Consider the following 20,299-nt stretch of genomic DNA (forward strand, 5'->3'; position numbering starts at 1 on the left):
AATCGTACAATATCTATATTTCTATTAGGTCTGTCAGAATCCTTTGCACCTGGTATAGAGTTCTTTATTTTCTTCCACTTCTTATTGTTCAACCCCTCAATTATATAATCCCAATCAGAAGTCAAAGTGGCGGTTCCATTTGCATGACTTCCAATCACAATAATGTTGCATTTAATACGGCTTGCTGCATTATAAATTCGAATTATCTCCATACGGCTGACGCCATATCGTGTTATTTCATAGCTAGAAGTAGGTTGAAAAGTGTAGCGAACAAACTTAATATTGCATTCGTCGAAATACTTAGCATTATCAAAAGATGAAAACGAATTTTAGCGACATAAAATAGGTCCGTGATTCTTATTTCATCTTTATATAAGTTCGCATATTCTTTGCCGAATAGTGTCTGTAATCCGTTATAGCTACTGTGTGAAACTGAATCCATTTTTATTTTATCATTCAGTCGTGGATTTGAAGTGTTGCTGCCCCCCATCATTTAAGATCTTGACTATCCGCTCGCATGCATAGCCATCTCCGTAAGGGTTGACAGCCTTTGACATTTTGTTATATGCATCAGCATCGTCAAGCAGTGTGCTTACTTCATCAATAATTCTGTTATAGTCCGTACCTACAAGATGAACTGTGCCGCTTGATAAAGCCTCAGGACGTTCTGTCGTATCGCGCATAACAAGTACTGGCTTGCCAAGGCCTGGAGCCTCTTCCTGTATACCGCCTGAGTCGGTAAGTACGATCGCGGACTTCTCCATTAGATATACGAATTCCAAATATTCCAGTGGCTCAATGAAGAACATATTACCAAGATTGCTCAAATTCTCACCAAATACTTCATGAATAGGTTTGCGCACATTCGGATTTAGATGCATAGGATAAACGAAATCTACATCTGGATATTTACTTTTAAGGTCGCGTATGGCTGTAACCATGTGTATAAACCCCGTGCCAAAGTTCTCACGTCGATGCCCTGTAATAAGCACAAGTCTTTTGCCATTTTTAAGCCTTGTGATGTCGTATCCAGCTGTTGCGAGTTTTTCTGTTTGTTTTGCCGCAAGTGCCTTGTCACCCTTCAATTTTTTCACAACCATATGAAGCGCATCAATAACGGTATTCCCAGTAACATATATTTTGCCTTGTATCTTTTCCTCTATAAGATTTTTCTCTGACAAAGGAGTCGGTGAGAAATTATAAGTTGCGATACGTCCTGTTATCTGACGGTTCATCTCCTCTGGCCACGGGCTATATATATTATGAGTTCGGAGTCCAGCTTCAACATGACCAACAGGGATTTGCTGATAGAAGGCCGCAAGCGCAGCTGCTGTAGATGTGGTTGTGTCACCATGCACTAATACAACATCAGGTTTACACTCTTTGAAAACATCACGCATACCAGTAAGGACACGTGCTGTGACGTCCGTAAGGTCTTGTCCCTGCTTCATGATGTTTAGGTCATAGTCAGGCTCCACGCCAAAGATGCTCAATACTTGATCGAGCATTTCACGATGCTGCCCGGTCACGCATACCACAGTGTTGAATTTATCCGTGTACTTCTGGAACTCCTTTACAAGAGGACACATCTTTATTGCTTCAGGCCTCGTGCCAAAGACCAACATTATTGTTTTCATGCTCATTATATTTTCCTGTTACGACATTCTAAAAGTGCAGTGTCTAATTATAATAGTTATTCTTTAGTAGCCGTTGGTGGTATCGAACCACAAGCATATAAACTTTACACCAGTACAACGGCTTTCCAATAGTATTAAATATGCTCCTCTACTCCTCGGAAGTGTACATTTAATTCATGTAGGTGTTCCAAAAGAGTGCCGAGCGGGGTACCTTCTGTCATTTTTGCGAAGGCATTGACATCTTTGGGGAAGCATTTACCTCCATAGCCAAATTTGCCATCAGGGCCTGGCACGTAGGTGTGTGTGTCGTTGATATAGCCAGAGAGAAGTATGCCTGTATGCACTTTGCGCCAATCAGCTCCCATCTGTTCGCAATATTCGCGGCAAGCATTGAAGTATGTCACCTTGTATGCACCAAATACATTGTGCATATATTTTGTCAATTCTGCCTCTAAGGGTGTCATAACAGTGAATTTCTTGCCAACAAAAATTTTGGTAAGTAGTTCGTGTGCACCCGTGAACACCATGGTCTGTTTTCTAAAGTCCTCAAGGAACGTACGTTCTGTTAAGAACTCGGGCATATAACATACTTGATGCTTCGTTTCACGAGAAAGTCGCTCACTCGTACCTGGGAGAATTGTGGTTCTTACAAAGACTGGTACGTTTGGCAAATTTGTTATCAGCTCTTTCATCAGAGACAAATCCTGTGTACCGTCATCTTCGGTCGGTACATGAATTTGTAGGAAAGCTATGTCTATGTTGCTTAAGTCATCATTGTACCCCTTGGGAGGGTCGCTAATGAATAGTTTGCAGTCTGGATTGTTATGTTCTAGCCAATCCTTTAGGGCGCCACCGACAAAGCCGCACCCAATAATTCCAACGTTGATCATATTAAAATGTTTTTATAATGTTGCCTTTATGTTTCGAACGATCCTTTATAAGGATGAAGCATCTATGAAGAATGTAAGCGAATACAAAATTTGGTTATATTAAAATGCTGCTAAGGGAAAGCATACTTATATGCAGATAACAGTTGCTGTTAGGCGCGTGATTGAGTAAAACGTAGCCTGACACACAGCCAACCGAGGGTCGCGGCAGGGGATGCTACGACCTGTTAATAACCCATTGACGGAATTCTTGGTTGACAAGTAAGCAAGTAGACTGGTTAACAAGTAGGCAAGTTGATAAGCTTAAAAGAATTTGGCAAACTTACCTGTTAACCCGTTAACTTGTTAACTTGTTTACAAGTCCCGTCAACGCATTAAATGGAAAGGAATAAATGTGTGTGTTGAAAAAAGTATGCTTGGTTAGGCTGGGTATGAAAAAGAACAGAATGATGAAACATTCTGTGTGTGAATCTTCTTTTTGGAAAAAAGGCGAAAGGCCTTAAGGGTTTTGTAATGCCAGCACCCAATACCCACATCGGTTGACCAGCTCGTCGTATTCCGCCTCGCGGAGTTGGCGGGTGGGGCTGTTGGCGGGCAACTGCGCTATAAGGGTGCTGATGGCCTGCATGACGCGGGACGTGGCTGCGGTGACGGGCTCGAGTTCGGTGCTGAAACGGGGGAGGAGTGGCGCGTAATAATAGTCGGACTCCTCTACCATGAAGTGAAGCATCTCGTAGACCTCGGCAGGGTCAATTTTGCCCTGTGCCGTGTCGGCAAGCAGCTGCTGGCGCAGCAGGTCGATGCTCTCGGCTTGGGCTGCTGCCTCGTGCTGCGTGCGCACGGGGTGAAAATAATGGTCGATAAAGGCGTTGCGCTCGTGCAGGGCACGGGGATAGCGTGCGGCGCCCTCATGGCGTGTAGCGGCCTCGTGCTTGCCCACCTCCTCAAAGCGTTCGGCGTGCACCCCCGACAGGGCTATGCTCATGCCGCCAACCTGCATTACCAGACGGCGGTCGCGTGAAATGCGTATGACGTAGCCCTCAATGCCTGCAAAGGGGCCTGAGGTGATGCGCAGCAGGGTGCGGTTTTGGGCATAATAATGAAAGGGGTGGAGCAGAAAACGAATGCGCTCGGGGTCGGCTTGGGCTATGCGCATGAAGGGTGTCATCTGGCTGTGGGGTATGATGGCCACACGGCCGTTGCTGCAGTCCTTGCACAGGTGGTAGGGCGGCAGGTTGTTGTCGAGGTAGAGCTGGGTGTCGGCCGGGGTGCCTTGTAAAAACACAAGGCCGCTCACCGTGGGCACCGACAGGGAGCGGGCGCCTCCAGTGCCGTCTTTGTGGCGCGGCACGTATTTAATGCTTTTGTGTATGAAGTAGGGGCGTCCGTCGTGGCGCAGTTGTTCCTCAACAGCCCGCACCCGTTGGTTGTGTACAAAAATATAGCACCAACCTGTGGCCGGTGCATTGTCGTGGTGGAGTGGTGAACTCGATTTGGTGTACGGTTTTATTGCCGGACCTGCTTGTGGGGCTGGTTCGGCGTGCTGTTTGCCTTGCAATGTGCGCGTTTTGCCATCAAGACGGCAATAGTGCGTTTGCGGGGCGGCAGAAAGAGAATTCGTACTATCCAGTGTCATAAACTCTCTTCTACATTATGTTGTCAGCTGTGGCTGGGCAGAGGTTGGCTGCATGTGCAATCTCTGTAGTCCTATACGCATAGGCCCTGTCACTTGCCACTGGCGTTGACGCTTGGTGCGCAGCAGCCAGTTTTGCAACATTATTGTTCATAGTCTGCTTGCCATTTTGGGTATGAATGATTGGCAAATATCTCTATCAGTTCGTGTATGTTTTCTATTATAAACACGACCTATGGCACAAAGGTAGTGTTTTTCTTGCAATTAGGACACTTTTACACTGCAAATATTCTGCTTATGTACGCTTTATATCTGTCTTTGGCACAGTTAAGGTGTTCGGAAATGGCTGGTTATCAGGTGTGTTGCGAAAAATATGCCTGTTTTATAATGTTAAAGTCATAATGATAAGAGGCTTCAAGCTTCGGATTTAACAAGGGCGGGCTGAAAGCCCAATGGAGCACATAGCCCAGGGCAAGCGAAGCGACACCCTGGGGCATCCGCATAGTAGAGTCTCCGCGCCCTGTAAGGGCAAAAGCTTTAACCCTTTATGTTGTTATTTTTACTTGATAGCTGATTTAGCGGTCTTAAAGAGGAACATCGTATGTATATTTTGTTCAACACCTGTGCCATGTCCTAAAGCTTTTGCCCTTACAGGGCACGACTACTCCAACACGCGATACCCAGGGTGTCGCTTCGCTTGCCCTGAGCTAAGTGCTCCATTGGGCTTTTATTGACATCATCGGCTGCGGCTCAGCAATTCAAGCAAGCTTGATTGCATTCGCCTTGCACGATGATTCAGCCCGCCCTTGCTAAATCCGAAACTTGAGTAAGAGGCTTAAAAACCTTGGCAGACTTACCTGTAAACCTGTCAACCTGGTCAACTTGTTTACTAATTCCACCAGCTCTTCTGTATCCCGCGTTAGCGGCCCAAGAGCGGAGAACTCTTAAAGGTTCGTCGCACCCAAAATAGGGTGAGCCTGAAAAAACGCCATAAAAATTTGGGCAAACACCTCCTTTCACCTTAACTTTACAAAACCAAAAGTCCCCATGACGCTTAACAGTAAGAGCGTGGGGCGTAGTAAACATTTCAACTTTCGGATTCAGCTCCTTCAAGTTAAAACCGGAACTTGAGTAAACACATATAAATATGCGCCAATTCAAAGATATACGTATTGCTGTGGCTGGCACAGGCTACGTGGGCCTGAGCATAGCCACCCTGCTGTCGCAGCATCATCACGTGACAGCCGTTGACGTGGTGCCCGAAAAGGTGGAAAAACTCAACCGCCACGTCTCGCCCATACAGGACGACTACATTGAAAAATATCTGGCCGAAAAGCCGCTCGACCTCACCGCCACCCTCGACGGCCGCGCAGCCTATGCCGACGCCGACTTTGTGGTGATAGCCGCCCCCACCAACTACGACCCTGTAAAAAACTACTTCGACACCAGCCATGTGGAGGAGGTTATCGACCTCGTGCTTGAGGTCAACCCCCAGGCCGTGATGGTGATAAAGAGCACCATACCCGTGGGCTACACCCGCAACCTCTACCTCAAGTATGCGCAGCGGGGCGTCAAGCAGTTCAACCTGCTCTTTTCGCCCGAATTCCTGCGCGAGAGCAAGGCCCTCTACGACAATCTCTATCCCAGCCGCATCATCGTGGGCTACCCCAAGATAATTGACACCCACGAGTTTGAGGCCGAAAACCGTGCCATCGAGTCGGTGACCGATGTAGAGGCCATGCACCAGGCCGCCCGCACCTTTGCCGCCCTGTTGCAGGAGGGCGCCATAAAGGAGAACATCGACACCCTGTTTATGGGCATGAAGGAGGCCGAAGCTGTCAAGCTCTTTGCCAACACCTATCTGGCCCTGCGCGTGTCATACTTCAACGAGCTCGACACCTATGCCGAGATGAAGGGTCTCGACTCGCGCGCCATCATCGAGGGCGTGGGTCTCGACCCCCGCATCGGCACACACTACAACAATCCCTCGTTTGGCTACGGCGGCTACTGCCTGCCCAAGGACACCAAGCAGCTGCTTGCCAACTATCAGGACGTGCCCGAAAACCTCATCGAGGCCATTGTCGAGAGCAACCGCACCCGCAAGGACTACATAGCCGACGCCGTGCTGCACAAGGCTGGTTGGTACGACTATTCAAGCCGCAACCAGTATGGCACCGACCCCGCTTCGTGCACCATTGGTGTGTACCGTCTGACCATGAAGTCGAACTCCGACAACTTCCGCCAGTCGGCCATACAGGGCATCATGAAGCGTATCAAGGCCAAGGGTGCCGAGGTCATCATCTACGAGCCTACGCTCAACGATGGCACCACCTTCTTTGGTTCACGTGTGGTCAACGACCTGGCAGCCTTCAAGGCTCAGAGCCACGCCATCATAGCCAACCGCTACGACAGTTGCCTCGACGATGTGAAGGACAAGGTGTACACACGCGACCTGTTTAGAAGGGATTGAGAGTGAAAAGTTGTCGTGAAATTGTTTAAGTGAAATTAAAAGCGTAGCTTTACGTTCATAAAACGGAAAATGCAAAAATGGCCATGATATGACTAACAACGAATTCTGGTCTTCGGTGTCTGCTATCATTAGCAACGGCTTTAATAATGAGGATCTTGTAAAACTCGAAAACTATGCAGAGCAATTCATCAACAGACAGTTATTATTTGAACGCTACACACAAGGCGAACAGTATGGCTGCGCAGAGGGAGGTCGCCTCCATGTTATTGTCACCATACTCGCGGGAGCAGAAACTCCGGCAGATAAACTCACTGCGCCAAGGGGCAGTTTCAAAAAGATGATGTGCGTATAAACACGTCGGAACTTAAATGCAATGGGACACGTCAGTTGACTAATCATGTGAGGTTTATAGAAAGCGCATTTGAAAACCCCTAACTCAAGTTTCGGATTTAGTAAAGGCGGGCTGAAAGTCCAGTGGAGCCCATAGCCCAGGGCAAGCGAAGCGGCACCCTGGGTATTGCGTGTTGGAGCAGTCGCGCCCTGTAAGGGCAAAAGCTTTAAGACGTGGCGCAGCTGTTGAACAAAATATACATACGATGTTCCATTTTAAGACCGCTAAATCTGCTATCAAGTAAAAATAACAACATAAAGGGTTAAAGCTTTTGCCCTTACAGGGCGCGGAGACTCTACTATGCGGAAGCCCCAGGGTGTCGCTTCGCTTGCCCTGGGCTATGTGCTCCATTGGGCTTTCAGCCCGCCCTTGCTAAATCTGAAACTTGACCCCCTAAGTTTTTAGCTTAGCGGTAGTTCACTGACAAATAAAAGTCCGTACAACATACTTCTCCACCCGAGTGGCGGCAAGCGCAGAGCGATACTGCGGTGGAGAACTTCATTTAATAGCAATACAACGCATGGCTTCCGAGCATATAATATAATGTAACGGCTTGAAAGCACTTACCACATTAGTTAAACACTTATTTTATTTGAGCATACCACCTCGACCCTCGTGCAGGGCTGGGGAGGGTGCGTTGTGCTGTTTTTTTTGCTGCTGTGCGGCCTTGCCAATGATAGCATTTTATGCTTTTGCCCTTACAGGCAAGGTGTTCAAAATCGGCATCAAAAGCGAGACCGTTTTGGGGTATTCTATCCGTTGTTTCTGTTGTCTAGTAAAACGTAAACATGCGAACGGACTCAAACACTAACCCAAGTACCAAACGCTATCACCAAACGCTACCTCTAATGGGGGCGACGCGTCTCGCGGCTGCTGAAAAATGCCCGACGCGAGACGCGTCGCCCCCATTAGAGCGCAATTTCTTGGCATAACAGTTCTTCCCATAGCTTCAAATCCGCTTTTTAACCTGTCAATCTGATAGAAAACGCAAGCACTAATGGGGGCGACGCGTCTCGCGTCGGGAACTAAGGCAAAGGCTCACAAACAGACATGTAATTAGTGCTGTTTGTGAGCCTTTATTTAGTGTGTGCACATTGCAATTTTCCCGACGCGAGACGCGTCGCCCCCATTAGAGGTAGCGCTTAGAGGTAGTGCTTAGTGCTTGCGTTTGGTGCTTGCGTTTAGTGGTAGCGTTTCGCGCTTGGGGCCGTTCGCATGTTTACGTTTCAGCGGACTGCAATAATTTGTTTTTACCCACCGCCATGTTGATGGCGGCTACTTTTGGTTTTGCTCGTCCAGCACCTCGTAGCGTGAGTGCTTGCTTACATATTCGGGCACGATTTGTTTCATTTTGCGCACGGTGTCCATGTCGTTGTAGCGGGCGGCAATGTCGCGCAACTCCTCAAGCTCGCGCTCAGCCTCGTCGTACTCGTAGTTGCGCACCATGGCAATGCGTATTTTGGGGTGGAACGACGGCAGCGTGTTCTCATTCTCGTTGAGCACCTCCTCGTAGAGTTTCTCGCCCTCGCGCAGACCAGTGTACTTTATCTCCACATTGGTGGCACCGCTCAGCTTTATCATGCGCTGTGCCAGGTCGGCAATGCGCACAGGTTCGCCCATGTCGAACACAAATATCTCGCCGCCCTTGCCGTGTGTGCCAGCCTCGAGCACCAGTTTGCAAGCCTCGGGTATGAGCATGAAGTAACGTATGATTTTGGGGTGCGTCACCGTGAGCGGTCCGCCGGCAGCCAACTGCTTGCGGAAGAGGGGAATGACCGAACCATTCGAGCCGAGCACATTGCCAAAGCGTGTGGTGACAAATTGGGTGACACCCTTTATTTTGCCGTCCTTGATGGCCTTGTCAAGGCTCTGCACGTATATTTCGCAAATGCGCTTTGAGCAGCCCATCACGTTGGTAGGGTTCACAGCTTTGTCTGTCGAGATCATGACAAACTTTTTCACGCCATATTTCACGCTCAGGTCGGCTATCACCTTGGTGCCCCACACGTTGTTCTGCACGCTCTCGCTGGGGTTGTCCTCCATCATGGGCACATGCTTGTAGGCTGCTGCGTGGAACACGTAGTCGGGGCGGAACTGGTTGAAAATCTCCTCCATGCAGTCCTCCTTGCAGATGCTTGTTACCACGGTGTGAGCCACCAAATCGGGGTATTTGTTCTTCATCATCAGGCGTATGTCGTGTTGTGGCGTTTCGGCCTGGTCGATGAGCATCATTTCGGCTGGTTTGTACACGGCTATTTGTCGTACCATTTCAGAGCCTATGCTGCCTGCCGAGCCCGTGATGAGCACCTTTTTGCCGCTGAGCAGTGCGCCCACGCTCTCCATGTCCACCTGTATTTCGTCGCGTGGCAGGAGGTCCTCGATGCTCACCTCGCGCACCTGCACATTGCCCTTAGAGTCCTTGTGCTTGTTCCATTCGCGTGCGTTTTGCGTGATGTATATCTTAACACCAGCGTTGATGAGCAGGTCTTGCAGCTGCTTGTTGTTGACAAAGTCGTCGTGTTTGAGCGGACTGATGAGCACCGCTTTGATTTGCTTGTTGCGTATGACAGCTGGCAGGTTGTTGTGCGCAGAGTAGATGCGCTTGCTCATGAGGCGGGTGCGCATGTCCTTGTCGTCATCGCTGATGTATCCCTCTATCAGGAATTGCACGGGTTTGTTGTTGCGTGCGTTATTAGTCAGGGCAATGGCGCCCTCGCGTGTACCATATATGAGTGTGCTCTTGGCCGATTTGCTCACCAATGCGCTTTCGTACAACAGTTTAATTAGTATGCGCGACATGCACAGCAGCGACAGTGTGCCGATGTACACCACCAGGGTCATGCGTCCGGTAATGGCGTAGAAAGTGCTTTCGAGCGCATAGTAGCACACTGCAAAGTTGAAAGCCAGTGCCAGCACCAGCGACAGTGTTTGTGCATACATCACCTTGAGCAGGTCGATGAACTGCGAGTAGCGCAGAATGCCCGAGTAGGTGTGGAAGGCGCGGAACCCGATGAGGTTGAACAGTGCAAATATCAGGAAGGTGTGCAGCAGCGTGCTCCAATGGGCCATCATCTCGCTTGCGGGGTGTCGCAGCCACATGACAAACAGTCCGCCAAAGAAGCAAGCGGCCAAGTCGAACAATATGATGCACCAATAGGGCAGGGCATTGCGCCCGAAGTACCAATTGAATATCTTGTTGACTATTTTCATAATTAGAGAGTACTTCCTATAGTTTTTTCGATTATAATTATATATAGTTCGTGTTTGTGCGTCGGTCGTGTGGTTCCATACATATTGGCCGGCCGACTGTTTGTTTGGTGTGTCATTGTTGTGACATTTAATGGTTTTGTGCAATCGTGTAAAAGCTATCCAGCACGCGGCACATTGTTTCCAAAATTCTCCAAAGCCTTTATTTGCTCGGCTTGTGCTGTATACCATGTATTGGCACAAGTGGCAAGTGATTGCAAATTTACAAATAATTAGTTTGTGAACAAGTGTGAGAGGATAAATTTGTGAAAGAAAAAGTGCAATTAGTGTGGTAATGTGACACGCCGTACCATTGCTTGTTTGTTGCTTGGTGCGTTGGCTGCTAACGCGGGAAACAGAAGAACATAAGGACATAAGGACATAAGATATAGCGTTTGTGCTTGCCGCTTACCGCGGGAACATAAGAACATAAGTTTGCATAAGATACACATAAGGCCGCTGCGCGGCTGACGGCCACGGACTATCGTCCGGGTGGCCTCAAGAAACATAAGGGCTGGCGCCGTAGCGTGGATTGGTTGGCCGCTAACGCGGTAACATAAGAATATTACCGCATTAGCATATTGGTACAATATTACCATATTGTTTTTTTGTTCTTTCCTACATCTTACACTTTTTGGGTATAACAGGTTGAAAATCATGCAGTTGTGCAGTGTAGGTTGTATTGATTTTTACCTACACTGCCGTCTGCACAATCGGTTGCTTGCACAAGGTGGAAAAAGCGGTACGTACCGATATTTCAGTGGGTTGTGGCAGGTCGTTTTTTGGTTTGTAAGAGCGCGTTTTAATGTTTACGGGAGGGCGGAATTTCTGTTGCTCTGACAGAAATTCCGCCCTCCCGTTAGCGTTGCGCGTAGTGGTTGTGGCGCGATTGTGTGGTAGTACAAGCCTGTGTGCCGGTGGTGTGCAAGCAGTGTGCAGACAAGTGCAGGCATGGTGTAATAGTGTAGGCTTTTTTTTGATGGATCCTACACTGCTGAAACGTTTGAAAATCAGTGGGCTTTTTGCCAAAAGTGTAAGATGCAGGCAAAACGGCAAATAGTAAATTGTATGTAGTGGCGCTTGCACAAATTTGTCTGCACTCGCCTTAATATTCGTTTGCGCTCACGTCACCCATGTTACAACCGTTCCAGGGCCTTCCGTGCACACTCATAGCCCTCCTCATACAGGGCGTTAAGTTTGTCCAGATTGTTTTCAAGACGCCCCACCTCGACAGGGCGTTGCGGCCTGATGGACAATATGCGGCCCTCGTCCTCGAGGCGCTCCACCAGTTCGAGCTGGGCATTATATATGGCATGGCGCTTGCTCAGCAACAGACGCAGGCGCGGAAAACGGCGGTAAATATATTTCGGAATTTTGATGTCGCGACTCGTTTCGCGGTAGCCGCGGTTGCGTGTGAGCACCACCACGTTGAAATCGTGCCCCGTGTTGATGGCGCGCTCCACTGGTATGGAGTCGGCAATGCCGCCGTCGAGCATGGGCTGGTGGTTAATCCACACAATGGGGCAGACATAAGGCAGCGACGACGAAGCCTTGGCAATGTTGAGCAGACGGTCGGGGTCGGTGCGCTCCGTAAGGTAGCATGCCTTGCCCGTCAGGCAGTTGGTGGTGACCATCTCAAATGTCATGGGATTGGCAAAACAGGCATCGTAGTCGAAAGGCAATATCTCGTTGGGCACGGTGTCGTACAGAAACTTGCGGTCGAGAATGCAGTGCTGTGTCCACAAATACTTCATGCCAATGTACCGGTGCTTTTCAAGCATGTCGATATTCGTCGCCTTGGCACGACCGCGCTGCCGGCTCAGATACGACAGACCGTTGCACGCTCCCGCCGAAACGCCCACGCCATAATTAAAGGTGATATTATTGTCGAGAAAATAGTCGAGCACGCCGTCGGTAAACACGCCACGCATGCCTCCGCCCTCAAGCACTAGTCCGGTATTTGTGTCAAATGTCATGGTTTTGTAGCTTAAAACACACTATTTATTATTTATTTAGGGCAAAGATACGCGATTGTGAAAGAAAAGCAGTACTTTTGCCCATATAAATAAAGTGAAAGCGTGCCATTACGACGCACCATGTCACACATTATAATTAAAGACCGGTGGCGGATTTTTGGGTTGTCAACTTGTTAAGCTGTTACTCCGTTAACCAAGAACACCGTCATCGCGTAATAATATAAGGAACAAGCAATATGTTATTTTCAAAAGAGACCTACGTGGAACGCCGCCGCAAGTTGCGCGAGCTGGTAGGCAGCGGCCTGATTGTGCTGTTTGGCAATAACGACAGCCCCAATAACTATCCCTCAAACGTGTACAAGTTCCGTCAGGACAGTGCATTCCTCTACTTCTTTGGCCAGCACCGCAATGGGCTTGTGGGCGTGATAGATGCCGACTCGGGCAACGAAGTGCTGATAGGCGACGACATAGACATCGACGACATTGTGTGGTATGGTTCAGTCACCTCGGTGGCCCAAATGGCCGAGGAATGTGGCGTGGGCGCCTCAGCCCCTATGACACGTTTGGCCCAGATGGTAGAACACGCTGTGACTGACGGCCGCAAGGTGCACTACCTGCCGCCCTACCGTCACGACACCATGATACAGATAATGGACTTGCTCGGCACCCACCCCTCGCAGCAGCGTGAGGGCGCCTCGCTCAGCTTGATAAAGGCGGTTGTAAAATTGCGCTCTATCAAGAGTGAGGAGGAGATTGCGGAGCTTGAACGTGCCTCGGTCATTGGCTACAAGATGCACACCACGGCCATGCGCTTGGCGCGTCCGGGTGTGACGGAGCAGTACATTGGCGGTGTGCTCGACGGCATTGCCTCAAGTTATGGCGCACAGGTGTCGTTTCCGAGCATTGTGTCGATGCATGGCGAAATATTGCATGGCTACCCCTCGCCCCGCGCACTCGAGGCCGGACGCTTGCTGCTGGTTGATGCCGGTGCCGAAACCAATGAGAATTATTGCTCAGACCACACCCGCACCACCCCTATCAGCGGCAAGTTTACCACCAAGCAAAAGGAGATATACGACATTGTGGCCGACTGTCACGACCTGGCTTTGAGCCATGCCCGTCCTGGTGTGCGCTGGTGGGACGTGCACATGGCAGTGTGCGCCCTTATGACCGACCGCCTCAAGGAACTCGGCTTGATGAAGGGTGACACCGAGGAGGCTGTGCGTGCCGGTGCCCATGCCTTGTTCCTGCCCCACGGCCTTGGCCACATGATGGGCATGGACGTGCACGACATGGAGGGCCTCGGACAGGTGTATGTAGGTTTTGACGACGAGACACGTCCCTCAAGCCAGTTTGGCACCAACGCCCTGCGCTTTGGCCGCCGCCTTGAGGCCGGACACGTGGTGACCGACGAACCGGGCATCTACTTTATACCCGACCTCATTGACGATTGGCAGAAGAAGGGTATCAACGCCCAATACCTCAACTTTGACAAGATTAACGCATACCGCGACTTTGGCGGCATTCGCATCGAGGACGATGTGCTTATCACTCCCGATGGCTGCCGTTTCCTTGGAAAGGACCGCATTCCGTACCACACGGCTGATGTGGAGCGCTATGTTGAGGAACACCGCGAGGAGAGTCCGGTGATTTATTGAATTTACTTATCAAACAAATAACACAAACCAACAAGTAATGAAGAAGACTATCCTTATTGCAGTAGCTGCACTCTGCCTGCTGCCAGGAAGCCTCGCAGCACGCAAGAAAGCGTCTGCGACAAAGAAAGCCGACGAGATCACTTTTACCACAATCAAGGCTAATCCTATCACTTCTATTAAAGACCAGAACCAGAGCGGTACCTGCTGGGCCTACTCTTCGCTGGGCTTTTTCGAGGCCGAACTCTTGCGCATGGGCAAGGGCACACACGACCTTTGCGAGTCGTTCCTCGTATATAATACATATATGGACCGTGCCGACAAGGCTGTGCGCACACATGGCGATGTGAGTTTCTCACAGGGCGGTTCGTTCTACGATGCCGTTTATTGTATGAAGAACTATGGTATGGTGCCGCAGTCGGCCATGCCTGCTCCTGGCACGCTCTATGGCGACAGCCTCTTCAACTTCAACCAGCTCGATGCTGTGACCAGCGCTTATGTGGGTGCCATTGCTAAGGGTAAGCAGAACAAGATTTCGCTCTCTTGGAAGAAGGATCTCTCAAACATTTACAAGAATTACTTTGGCGAACTGCCTACCGAGGTGAAGGCTGAGGACGGCAAAACTTATACGCCGAAGACTTATGTGACAGATTACCTCGGCCTTAACATGGACGACTATGTGTCACTCACTTCGTACAATCACCACCCCTTCTACAGCAAGTTTATCCTCGAAATTCAGGATAACTGGCGTTGGGCCGAAAGCTATAACTTGCCTCTCGACGAGTTTATGCAGGTGATGGACAGCGCTGTGGTTAACGGCTACACCTTTGCATGGGGTGCCGACGTAACTGAGGAGTACTTTGGCCGTCGCAATGGCAAGGACTACGCTTATGTGCCCAAGGACCTCAAGGTGCGCGACCTCACTGGTTCGGACGCAGCCCGCTGGGGTGGCACTATCGGTACTAACAATGTACAGGTGCCCTCAAACGACGAGTTGACTATCACACAGGATCTCCGTCAGCAGGGTTACGACAACTGGGAAACTACCGACGACCACGGCATGGTTATCTATGGTTTGGCCAAGGATAACAAGGGCCGCGAGTACTTTATGGTTAAGAACTCATGGGGCGACTATGGTAAATACCATGGCATGTTCTATGCCTCAAAGGCTTATGTGGCTTACAAGACCATGAATATTCTTATCAACAAGAAGGCTATCCCTGCCGCTATTGCCAAGAAGCTGGGCTTGTAATAAGGGCTGATATGTTAACGGGCTGACGCCGTAGTGTTGCGAGTAGTAACGCTACGGCGTCAGTTTGTTTGCACATCTGCGCATTTGCGCATTTGCAAGCATTGCTTGCACGGCCGCTAACGCGGGAAGCATAAGGACAGAAGAACAAAAGAACAGAAGATGTATCGTTTGTGTTAGCCGCTTACCGCGGGAACATAAGAACATAGGTTTACATAAGAAACACATAAGGCCGCTGCGCGGCTGACGGCCACGGACTAACGTCCGAGTGGCCTCAAAAGACATAAGGGCTGACGCCGTAGCGTGGCTTGTTAGTTGCTTGGCGTGTTGGCCGCTTACCGCGGGAACATAAGAACACAAGTTTACATAAGGATACAAAGCCGTAGCGAGTGCGTCCGTGCTTTAACAAACATTGTTACCACATTGTTACTGATTTATAGGCGTTTGCTGTCCTTTTGTGCCAAATAATGCTTAACTTTGCACGCTTGGTAAGGCGCATGTGCGCCAACTACACATTTCGATCAATCAAAACAGAAGAAGTATATATCACACTACGATGAACAAGAAGTTGTTTTTTGCCGCAGCCATGGCCTTGATGTGCGCCAATGCCTCGGCACAGCAAGTGAAAGTGTATGACACTGGCCGCAAATGGAACCAGGAGTTTGATGCGCTCATTCAAGGACAAAACATCAAGCGTGTGGCAGCACGTGGCTTGCAAGCTGTTACCCCCGACAGCCTGCTGCGCATCAACGTGAGCACTGCCGAAAATGCTGCCGGTGACGTGGCCGACTTTATAAAGCAAGCCGGCTACGAGGCTGAGGCTGCTACCGACCAGCTGGTAGTGGCCAACATTCCCGCAAGTTTCATTCCCACGCTCGCTGCGCAGCGTGACGTGCTCTATGTCAACAAGACGCGCCAGTTGCGTGCATTGATGAACAATGTGCGCCCCGAGACGGGTGTGACCAAGTTGCAAGAAGGCACGGGCCTCGACACCCCCTACGATGGCACCGGTGTGCTGATAGGCGTGATAGACCAAGGTTTTGAATACAAACATGTAGCCTTTGCCGGCCGCAGCAAAAAGTGGGGTAGCTCCACCGCCAGCGGTGCGTTGTCGGGCAGTGCCCCTGCAGCCGACAATACCGATGAAGTGGGACACGCCACACACGTGACCAATATAGCTGCGGGCAACAAGGTGGACGGCAGCGACTACTATGGCGTGGCCACCGGCTCAGAGTTGCTCATGATGAAGTCGGACTTCAACGACGGCACCGTGCTGTTGCAAGCCTCTGCCATCAAGAAGTATGCCGAAGATAATGGCATGCCTTGGGTGCTCAACATGAGTTTCGGTTCGAACCTGGGGCCGCACGATGGCTCTACCGACTATGACCAAAACATGGACAAGCTCTGTGGTAAGGGTGCCATCATGGTGGCAGCCATGGGCAACAGCGGTGGCGAGAAAATGCACTGCACCTATACCTTTGAGTCGGACAGCACCATATATATATATATGAAGCCCGAAAGCGGCAACACCAATCAAGCTGTGGTGTCGGAAGTGTGGGGCAATAGCAACAGCGGTGAGAAGAACCTCACCATCACCCCCGTGCTTGTGTCGGGCAGCACCATGTACACCCCGACTTCGGCCCAGCTGCGTCAGGCAGGCTTTACCACCACGGGCGGCATCAACCCCTACAACAACCGCCAGTATTACTCATTGGCAGGTGTTGTTACCGATTTGGCATCAGCTGTATCGGCCAGGAACGGCAGTCTGTTGTGGAAAGTTACAGGTAAAAAAGGCGAAACCATTCACGCATGGGTTGAGCCAGATCAATATCCTTGCTCCTTTACGCGCAAGACATTCACCATCACCAAGCCCACACCTGTAAGCTTTACTACGCTTGCTGGCGATGACAACTACATTGTGGGCGAAGGTGCAGCCTCTGTGCCCCAGGCCATAGCCGTCGCTTCGTACAACGCTGCAAGCAGTTGGACCTCGTTGAACGGTAATAGCTATAACTATACAGCCTCTATTGGCACAGCCAAGGCCATGAGCTACTTCTCGAGCAAAGGCCCGTGGCTGGGCAAGGCTAACAAGCCTACCATTGCCGCTCCTGGTGGTTGCATCACCTCAGCCTATTCTAAAAAGTCGCAGAATTTCAGTGCCACGAAGGCAGAACTGGTGCAGGATGTCAAGGTTAATGGTCAGCACTATTACTATGGTGTGATGAACGGTACTTCAATGGCCACCCCGGTTGTGACGGGTATCATAGCCTTGTGGTTGCAGGCCAACCCCGATTTGACCCCGGCCGACATTGTGCGCATCATGCAAAAAACTGGTCGTCACGACAGCTACACTGGCAGTCGCAATCCCGACGAGTGGAGTCCCTCATGGGGCTATGGCAAGATTGACGCCTACGAGGGTTTGAAGGAGGCCATCAATTTGCGCACAGCCATTAACGAGACGATGAACACTGCCGCTCCGGTAACTCTGAAAAAGGACAATGACAGCTGGAAGGTTCTCTTCAACAACGATGAGTCGTATGCCGACATCCAGGTAGTGTCGTTGGGCGGTCAGACTGTCAGCCATGCTCACCTTAATGCCCCCCGTCACGGACAAGAGCACGTTGTGAGTTTGCAGGGCCTGACACCGGGTGTCTATATCTTCCGCATCAACACTACTGCCAGCAGTTTGACACGCAAGGTGGTGGTGAGATAATGTGTTAATGAGATAATGTGCTGACGCCTTAGTATTGCTATAAATATATAACAACGCTAAGGCGTCAGCACATTAGCATAACAGCATATCAGCTCGCGTAAGCGGGCATATTTTTCATTTTATTCATTCTATATTATGTACAACTCAACCAAGAAAGCGCAAGTTGCTACGTTCAGCCAATTCAGCCGCAAGGGCTGGAGCCTGTTCAGTTGCCTGCACCGCGAGGTGCGCATCGGTGTGTTGGGCGTAGCCACTTTGGCCAGCGCCACACCGCGACTCATGGCCGCCACTCCGGCACAAGCCGAAGGCAGCATGCAGACAGGCATTGCCACCCACGCCGACACCCTGGCACTGGGCGAGGCCAACGTATCAGCCTCACGCGCTCCAATGGCCGCCAATGTGGCCGCACGACAAGTGTTGACGTTGACGCACGACGACCTCGCGGCAGCGGGTGTGCGCACCATCAACGACGTTCTCAAACTCTCAGCAGGCGTAGATGTCCGGCAACGCGGAGGGTTTGGTATTCAAACGGACATCAGCATCGACGGCGGAACGCACGACCAAATCACCATTCTGCTAAATGGCGTTCCCCTTGTTAATCCGCAGACAGGCCACAACGCGGCCGATTTTCCCGTTAATATTTCAGACATTGAGCGCATCGAGATACTCGAGGGTGCTGCATCGCGCGTAATGGGCAGCCAAGCCTTTAGTGGCGCCATCAATGTGGTGACACGTGGCACGAGCGCCACCACGCCCCACCTCGACGCCATGGTAGAGGGCGGCAGCTACGGCACTGTGCGCGGCGAGGCCCGCACCGCCTGGCAGTGGGGCCAGGGCTGGAGCGGCACCGCAAGCGGCAGTTATCAGCGCAGCGATGGGGCCACAGCCAATAGCGCCTTTAAGGGCGGCAAGGGCTTTGGCACACTCAACTATGATGGTTCCGACTTTAGCTTTAACCTGCAAGCCGGTGCCACAGCCAACGACTTTGGCGCCAACACCTTTTATTCGGCAGCCTATCCCAACCAGTGGGAGGCCACACGCCGCTACCTTATATCGGCACGGGCCGAAAGCAAGGGACGTGTGCACCTTGTGCCACAGGTGTCGTGGGTGCGCAGCCTCGACCATTTCCAGCTCATCAAGGGCAGCACCACGGGCGAGAATTTTCACCGTGGCGATGTGTTTACCGCAGCCATTAACGCCTGGACACAGTGGGCCCTTGGGCGCACAGCCTTTGGGGCAGAAGTGCGCAACGAAAACATTTACAGCACCAATCTGGGCCGCGACCTGCAGCCCGGGCAATATATCGGCATAAAGCACGAGGACGGACGTTCGTACACCAAAAAGGACGACCGCACCAACCTGTCGTACTTTGCCGAACACAACTTTATGTGGCGGCAAGTCACCCTGTCGCTTGGCGTGATGGCCGAGCGCAACAATGCCATCGACCACAAGTTCCGTTTCTATCCCGGCATCGACCTCAGCTATCGTCCCACCAATGCGTGGCGCCTCTTTGCCTCGTGGAACAAGTCGCTGCGCTTGCCGTCGTTTACCGACCTGTGGTATAAAAGTCCCACACAGGAGGGCAATGTCGGACTCAAACCCGAGGAGTGTTCAGCCTTCCGCATAGGGGCCGATTTTATACACCGCATTGTCACACTGCGTTTCAACGCCCGCTACCAGCGTGGCACACACATGATAGACTGGGTGATGCGCTCGGCAGAGGACAGCAAGTATTACGCCACCTCATTCTCGCTCGACAACTATGGCGTTGGGGCCGATGCGCGCATTTCGCTCAGCGAGTGGTGGGGCAAGCGCCAGCCGTTTGAGTGGCTCACACTGTCGTATGCCTGGACTACGCAGCACCGCCGTGCGGGCGAGCCTTACTTCAAGTCGAACTACGCCATGGAGTATTTGCGTCACAAATTTGTGGCACATCTGCACCACCGCATCGTGTCGCGCCTTAGTGCCGACTGGACTGTGCGTGTGCAGCAGCGCGAGGGCGCCTATCTGGTGTATCAGGCTGCCAAGCCTACCGCCGACCTGCGTCCTTACGGCACACATGCCCTGCTCGACTGCAAATTGCAGTGGACTGCCCCGCGCTACACACTCTTTGCCGACTTGAATAACTTGACCAACCACCACTACTACGACCTGGCCAATGTGCGCCAGCCCGGCTTTATTGTCATGGCCGGTGTAAAGTTTAATCTGTGGTGAGGCGGGTTAACAAGTTAACAACTAAACTTTGTTGACGGGTTAACAGGTTAACAAGTTAACTTTGTTGACGGGAAAGTTTGTCGTATTTACAGCCCCTTGTTTTGAATAAGGGCAATACGGACAAACACCAAACGCTACCTCTAATGGGGGCGACGCGTCCCGCGTCGGGCATTTAGGAAAAGGCTTACAGGCAGAAGTGTAATTACTGCTGTCTGTGAGCCTTTGTTT

11 protein-coding genes are annotated in these 20,299 nt (G+C 50.9%); 6 read left to right on the forward strand and 5 right to left on the reverse strand.

The features are described from left to right. Positions 1-452: 452 nt before the first annotated feature. The 3 genes from wecB to BQ5453_RS06045 all read right to left on the reverse strand — a co-directional run bounded on the left by wecB (position 453) and on the right by BQ5453_RS06045 (position 4,160). Entirely contained in the window at positions 453-1,637 is a 1,185-nt protein-coding gene (gene wecB, locus BQ5453_RS06035; protein WP_071122900.1) for a non-hydrolyzing UDP-N-acetylglucosamine 2-epimerase, read from the reverse strand. 134 nt (positions 1,638-1,771) lie between these two features. Continuing rightward, positions 1,772-2,527: a Rossmann-fold NAD(P)-binding domain-containing protein gene (locus BQ5453_RS06040; protein ID WP_071122515.1), complete on the reverse strand. Its 756-nt coding sequence runs from the start codon at positions 2,525-2,527 to the stop codon at positions 1,772-1,774. Between the two features lie 496 nt (positions 2,528-3,023). Then, a complete protein-coding gene (locus BQ5453_RS06045) occupies positions 3,024-4,160 on the reverse strand; it encodes a hypothetical protein (RefSeq protein ID WP_071122516.1) in 1,137 nt (378 codons plus the stop codon). Positions 4,161-5,304: 1,144 nt separating this feature from the next. On the opposite strand from BQ5453_RS06045, the gene BQ5453_RS06055 reads away from it, so the two are divergent. Both BQ5453_RS06055 and BQ5453_RS06060 read left to right on the forward strand, forming a co-directional pair. Beyond that, the gene (locus tag BQ5453_RS06055) at positions 5,305-6,627 is read left to right on the forward strand and encodes a nucleotide sugar dehydrogenase (protein ID WP_071122518.1); all 1,323 of its coding nucleotides are present in this window, start codon (positions 5,305-5,307) and stop codon (positions 6,625-6,627) included. Positions 6,628-6,715: 88 nt separating this feature from the next. Further along, on the forward strand, positions 6,716-6,979 hold the full coding sequence (locus BQ5453_RS06060) for a hypothetical protein (RefSeq protein WP_071122519.1): 264 nt from the start codon (positions 6,716-6,718) through the stop codon (positions 6,977-6,979). A gap of 1,314 nt (positions 6,980-8,293) precedes the next feature. Here BQ5453_RS06060 and BQ5453_RS06065 read toward each other — a convergent pair. After that, the gene (locus tag BQ5453_RS06065; protein WP_071122520.1) at positions 8,294-10,228 is read right to left on the reverse strand and encodes a polysaccharide biosynthesis protein; all 1,935 of its coding nucleotides are present in this window, start codon (positions 10,226-10,228) and stop codon (positions 8,294-8,296) included. Positions 10,229-11,400: 1,172 nt separating this feature from the next. Continuing rightward, a complete protein-coding gene (locus BQ5453_RS06070; RefSeq protein ID WP_071122521.1) occupies positions 11,401-12,240 on the reverse strand; it encodes a patatin-like phospholipase family protein in 840 nt (279 codons plus the stop codon). A 236-nt stretch (positions 12,241-12,476) separates the two neighbouring features. Between BQ5453_RS06070 and BQ5453_RS06075 the strand changes: the two genes are divergently transcribed. From BQ5453_RS06075 to BQ5453_RS06090, 4 genes are all read left to right on the forward strand, one after another. Beyond that, positions 12,477-13,898: an aminopeptidase P family protein gene (locus tag BQ5453_RS06075; protein ID WP_071122522.1), complete on the forward strand. Its 1,422-nt coding sequence runs from the start codon at positions 12,477-12,479 to the stop codon at positions 13,896-13,898. Beyond that, on the forward strand, positions 13,894-15,147 hold the full coding sequence (locus BQ5453_RS06080; RefSeq protein ID WP_262503126.1) for a C1 family peptidase: 1,254 nt from the start codon (positions 13,894-13,896) through the stop codon (positions 15,145-15,147). The genes BQ5453_RS06075 and BQ5453_RS06080 overlap by 5 nt, the downstream gene beginning before the upstream one ends. A 553-nt stretch (positions 15,148-15,700) precedes the next feature. Then, a complete protein-coding gene (locus BQ5453_RS06085) occupies positions 15,701-17,857 on the forward strand; it encodes a S8 family peptidase (protein ID WP_071122524.1) in 2,157 nt (718 codons plus the stop codon). A 135-nt stretch (positions 17,858-17,992) separates the two neighbouring features. Then, positions 17,993-20,071, forward strand: coding sequence for a TonB-dependent receptor plug domain-containing protein (locus BQ5453_RS06090; RefSeq protein WP_022101637.1), 2,079 nt, complete (start codon positions 17,993-17,995; stop codon positions 20,069-20,071). Positions 20,072-20,299: the final 228 nt, after the last annotated feature.

The sequence above is a fragment of the Prevotellamassilia timonensis genome (assembly GCF_900106785.1).
Taxonomy (GTDB): domain Bacteria; phylum Bacteroidota; class Bacteroidia; order Bacteroidales; family Bacteroidaceae; genus Alloprevotella; species Alloprevotella timonensis.

Coding starts and splice junctions, on each gene's coding strand:
- wecB (WP_071122900.1), bottom strand. CDS start 1,637: ATGAAAACAATAATGTTGGTCTTTGGCACGAGGCCTGAAGCAATAAAG.
- BQ5453_RS06040 (WP_071122515.1), bottom strand. CDS start 2,527: ATGATCAACGTTGGAATTATTGGGTGCGGCTTTGTCGGTGGCGCCCTA.
- BQ5453_RS06045 (WP_071122516.1), bottom strand. CDS start 4,160: ATGACACTGGATAGTACGAATTCTCTTTCTGCCGCCCCGCAAACGCAC.
- BQ5453_RS06055 (WP_071122518.1), top strand. CDS start 5,305: ATGCGCCAATTCAAAGATATACGTATTGCTGTGGCTGGCACAGGCTAC.
- BQ5453_RS06060 (WP_071122519.1), top strand. CDS start 6,716: ATGACTAACAACGAATTCTGGTCTTCGGTGTCTGCTATCATTAGCAAC.
- BQ5453_RS06065 (WP_071122520.1), bottom strand. CDS start 10,228: ATGAAAATAGTCAACAAGATATTCAATTGGTACTTCGGGCGCAATGCC.
- BQ5453_RS06070 (WP_071122521.1), bottom strand. CDS start 12,240: ATGACATTTGACACAAATACCGGACTAGTGCTTGAGGGCGGAGGCATG.
- BQ5453_RS06075 (WP_071122522.1), top strand. CDS start 12,477: ATGTTATTTTCAAAAGAGACCTACGTGGAACGCCGCCGCAAGTTGCGC.
- BQ5453_RS06085 (WP_071122524.1), top strand. CDS start 15,701: ATGAACAAGAAGTTGTTTTTTGCCGCAGCCATGGCCTTGATGTGCGCC.
- BQ5453_RS06090 (WP_022101637.1), top strand. CDS start 17,993: ATGTACAACTCAACCAAGAAAGCGCAAGTTGCTACGTTCAGCCAATTC.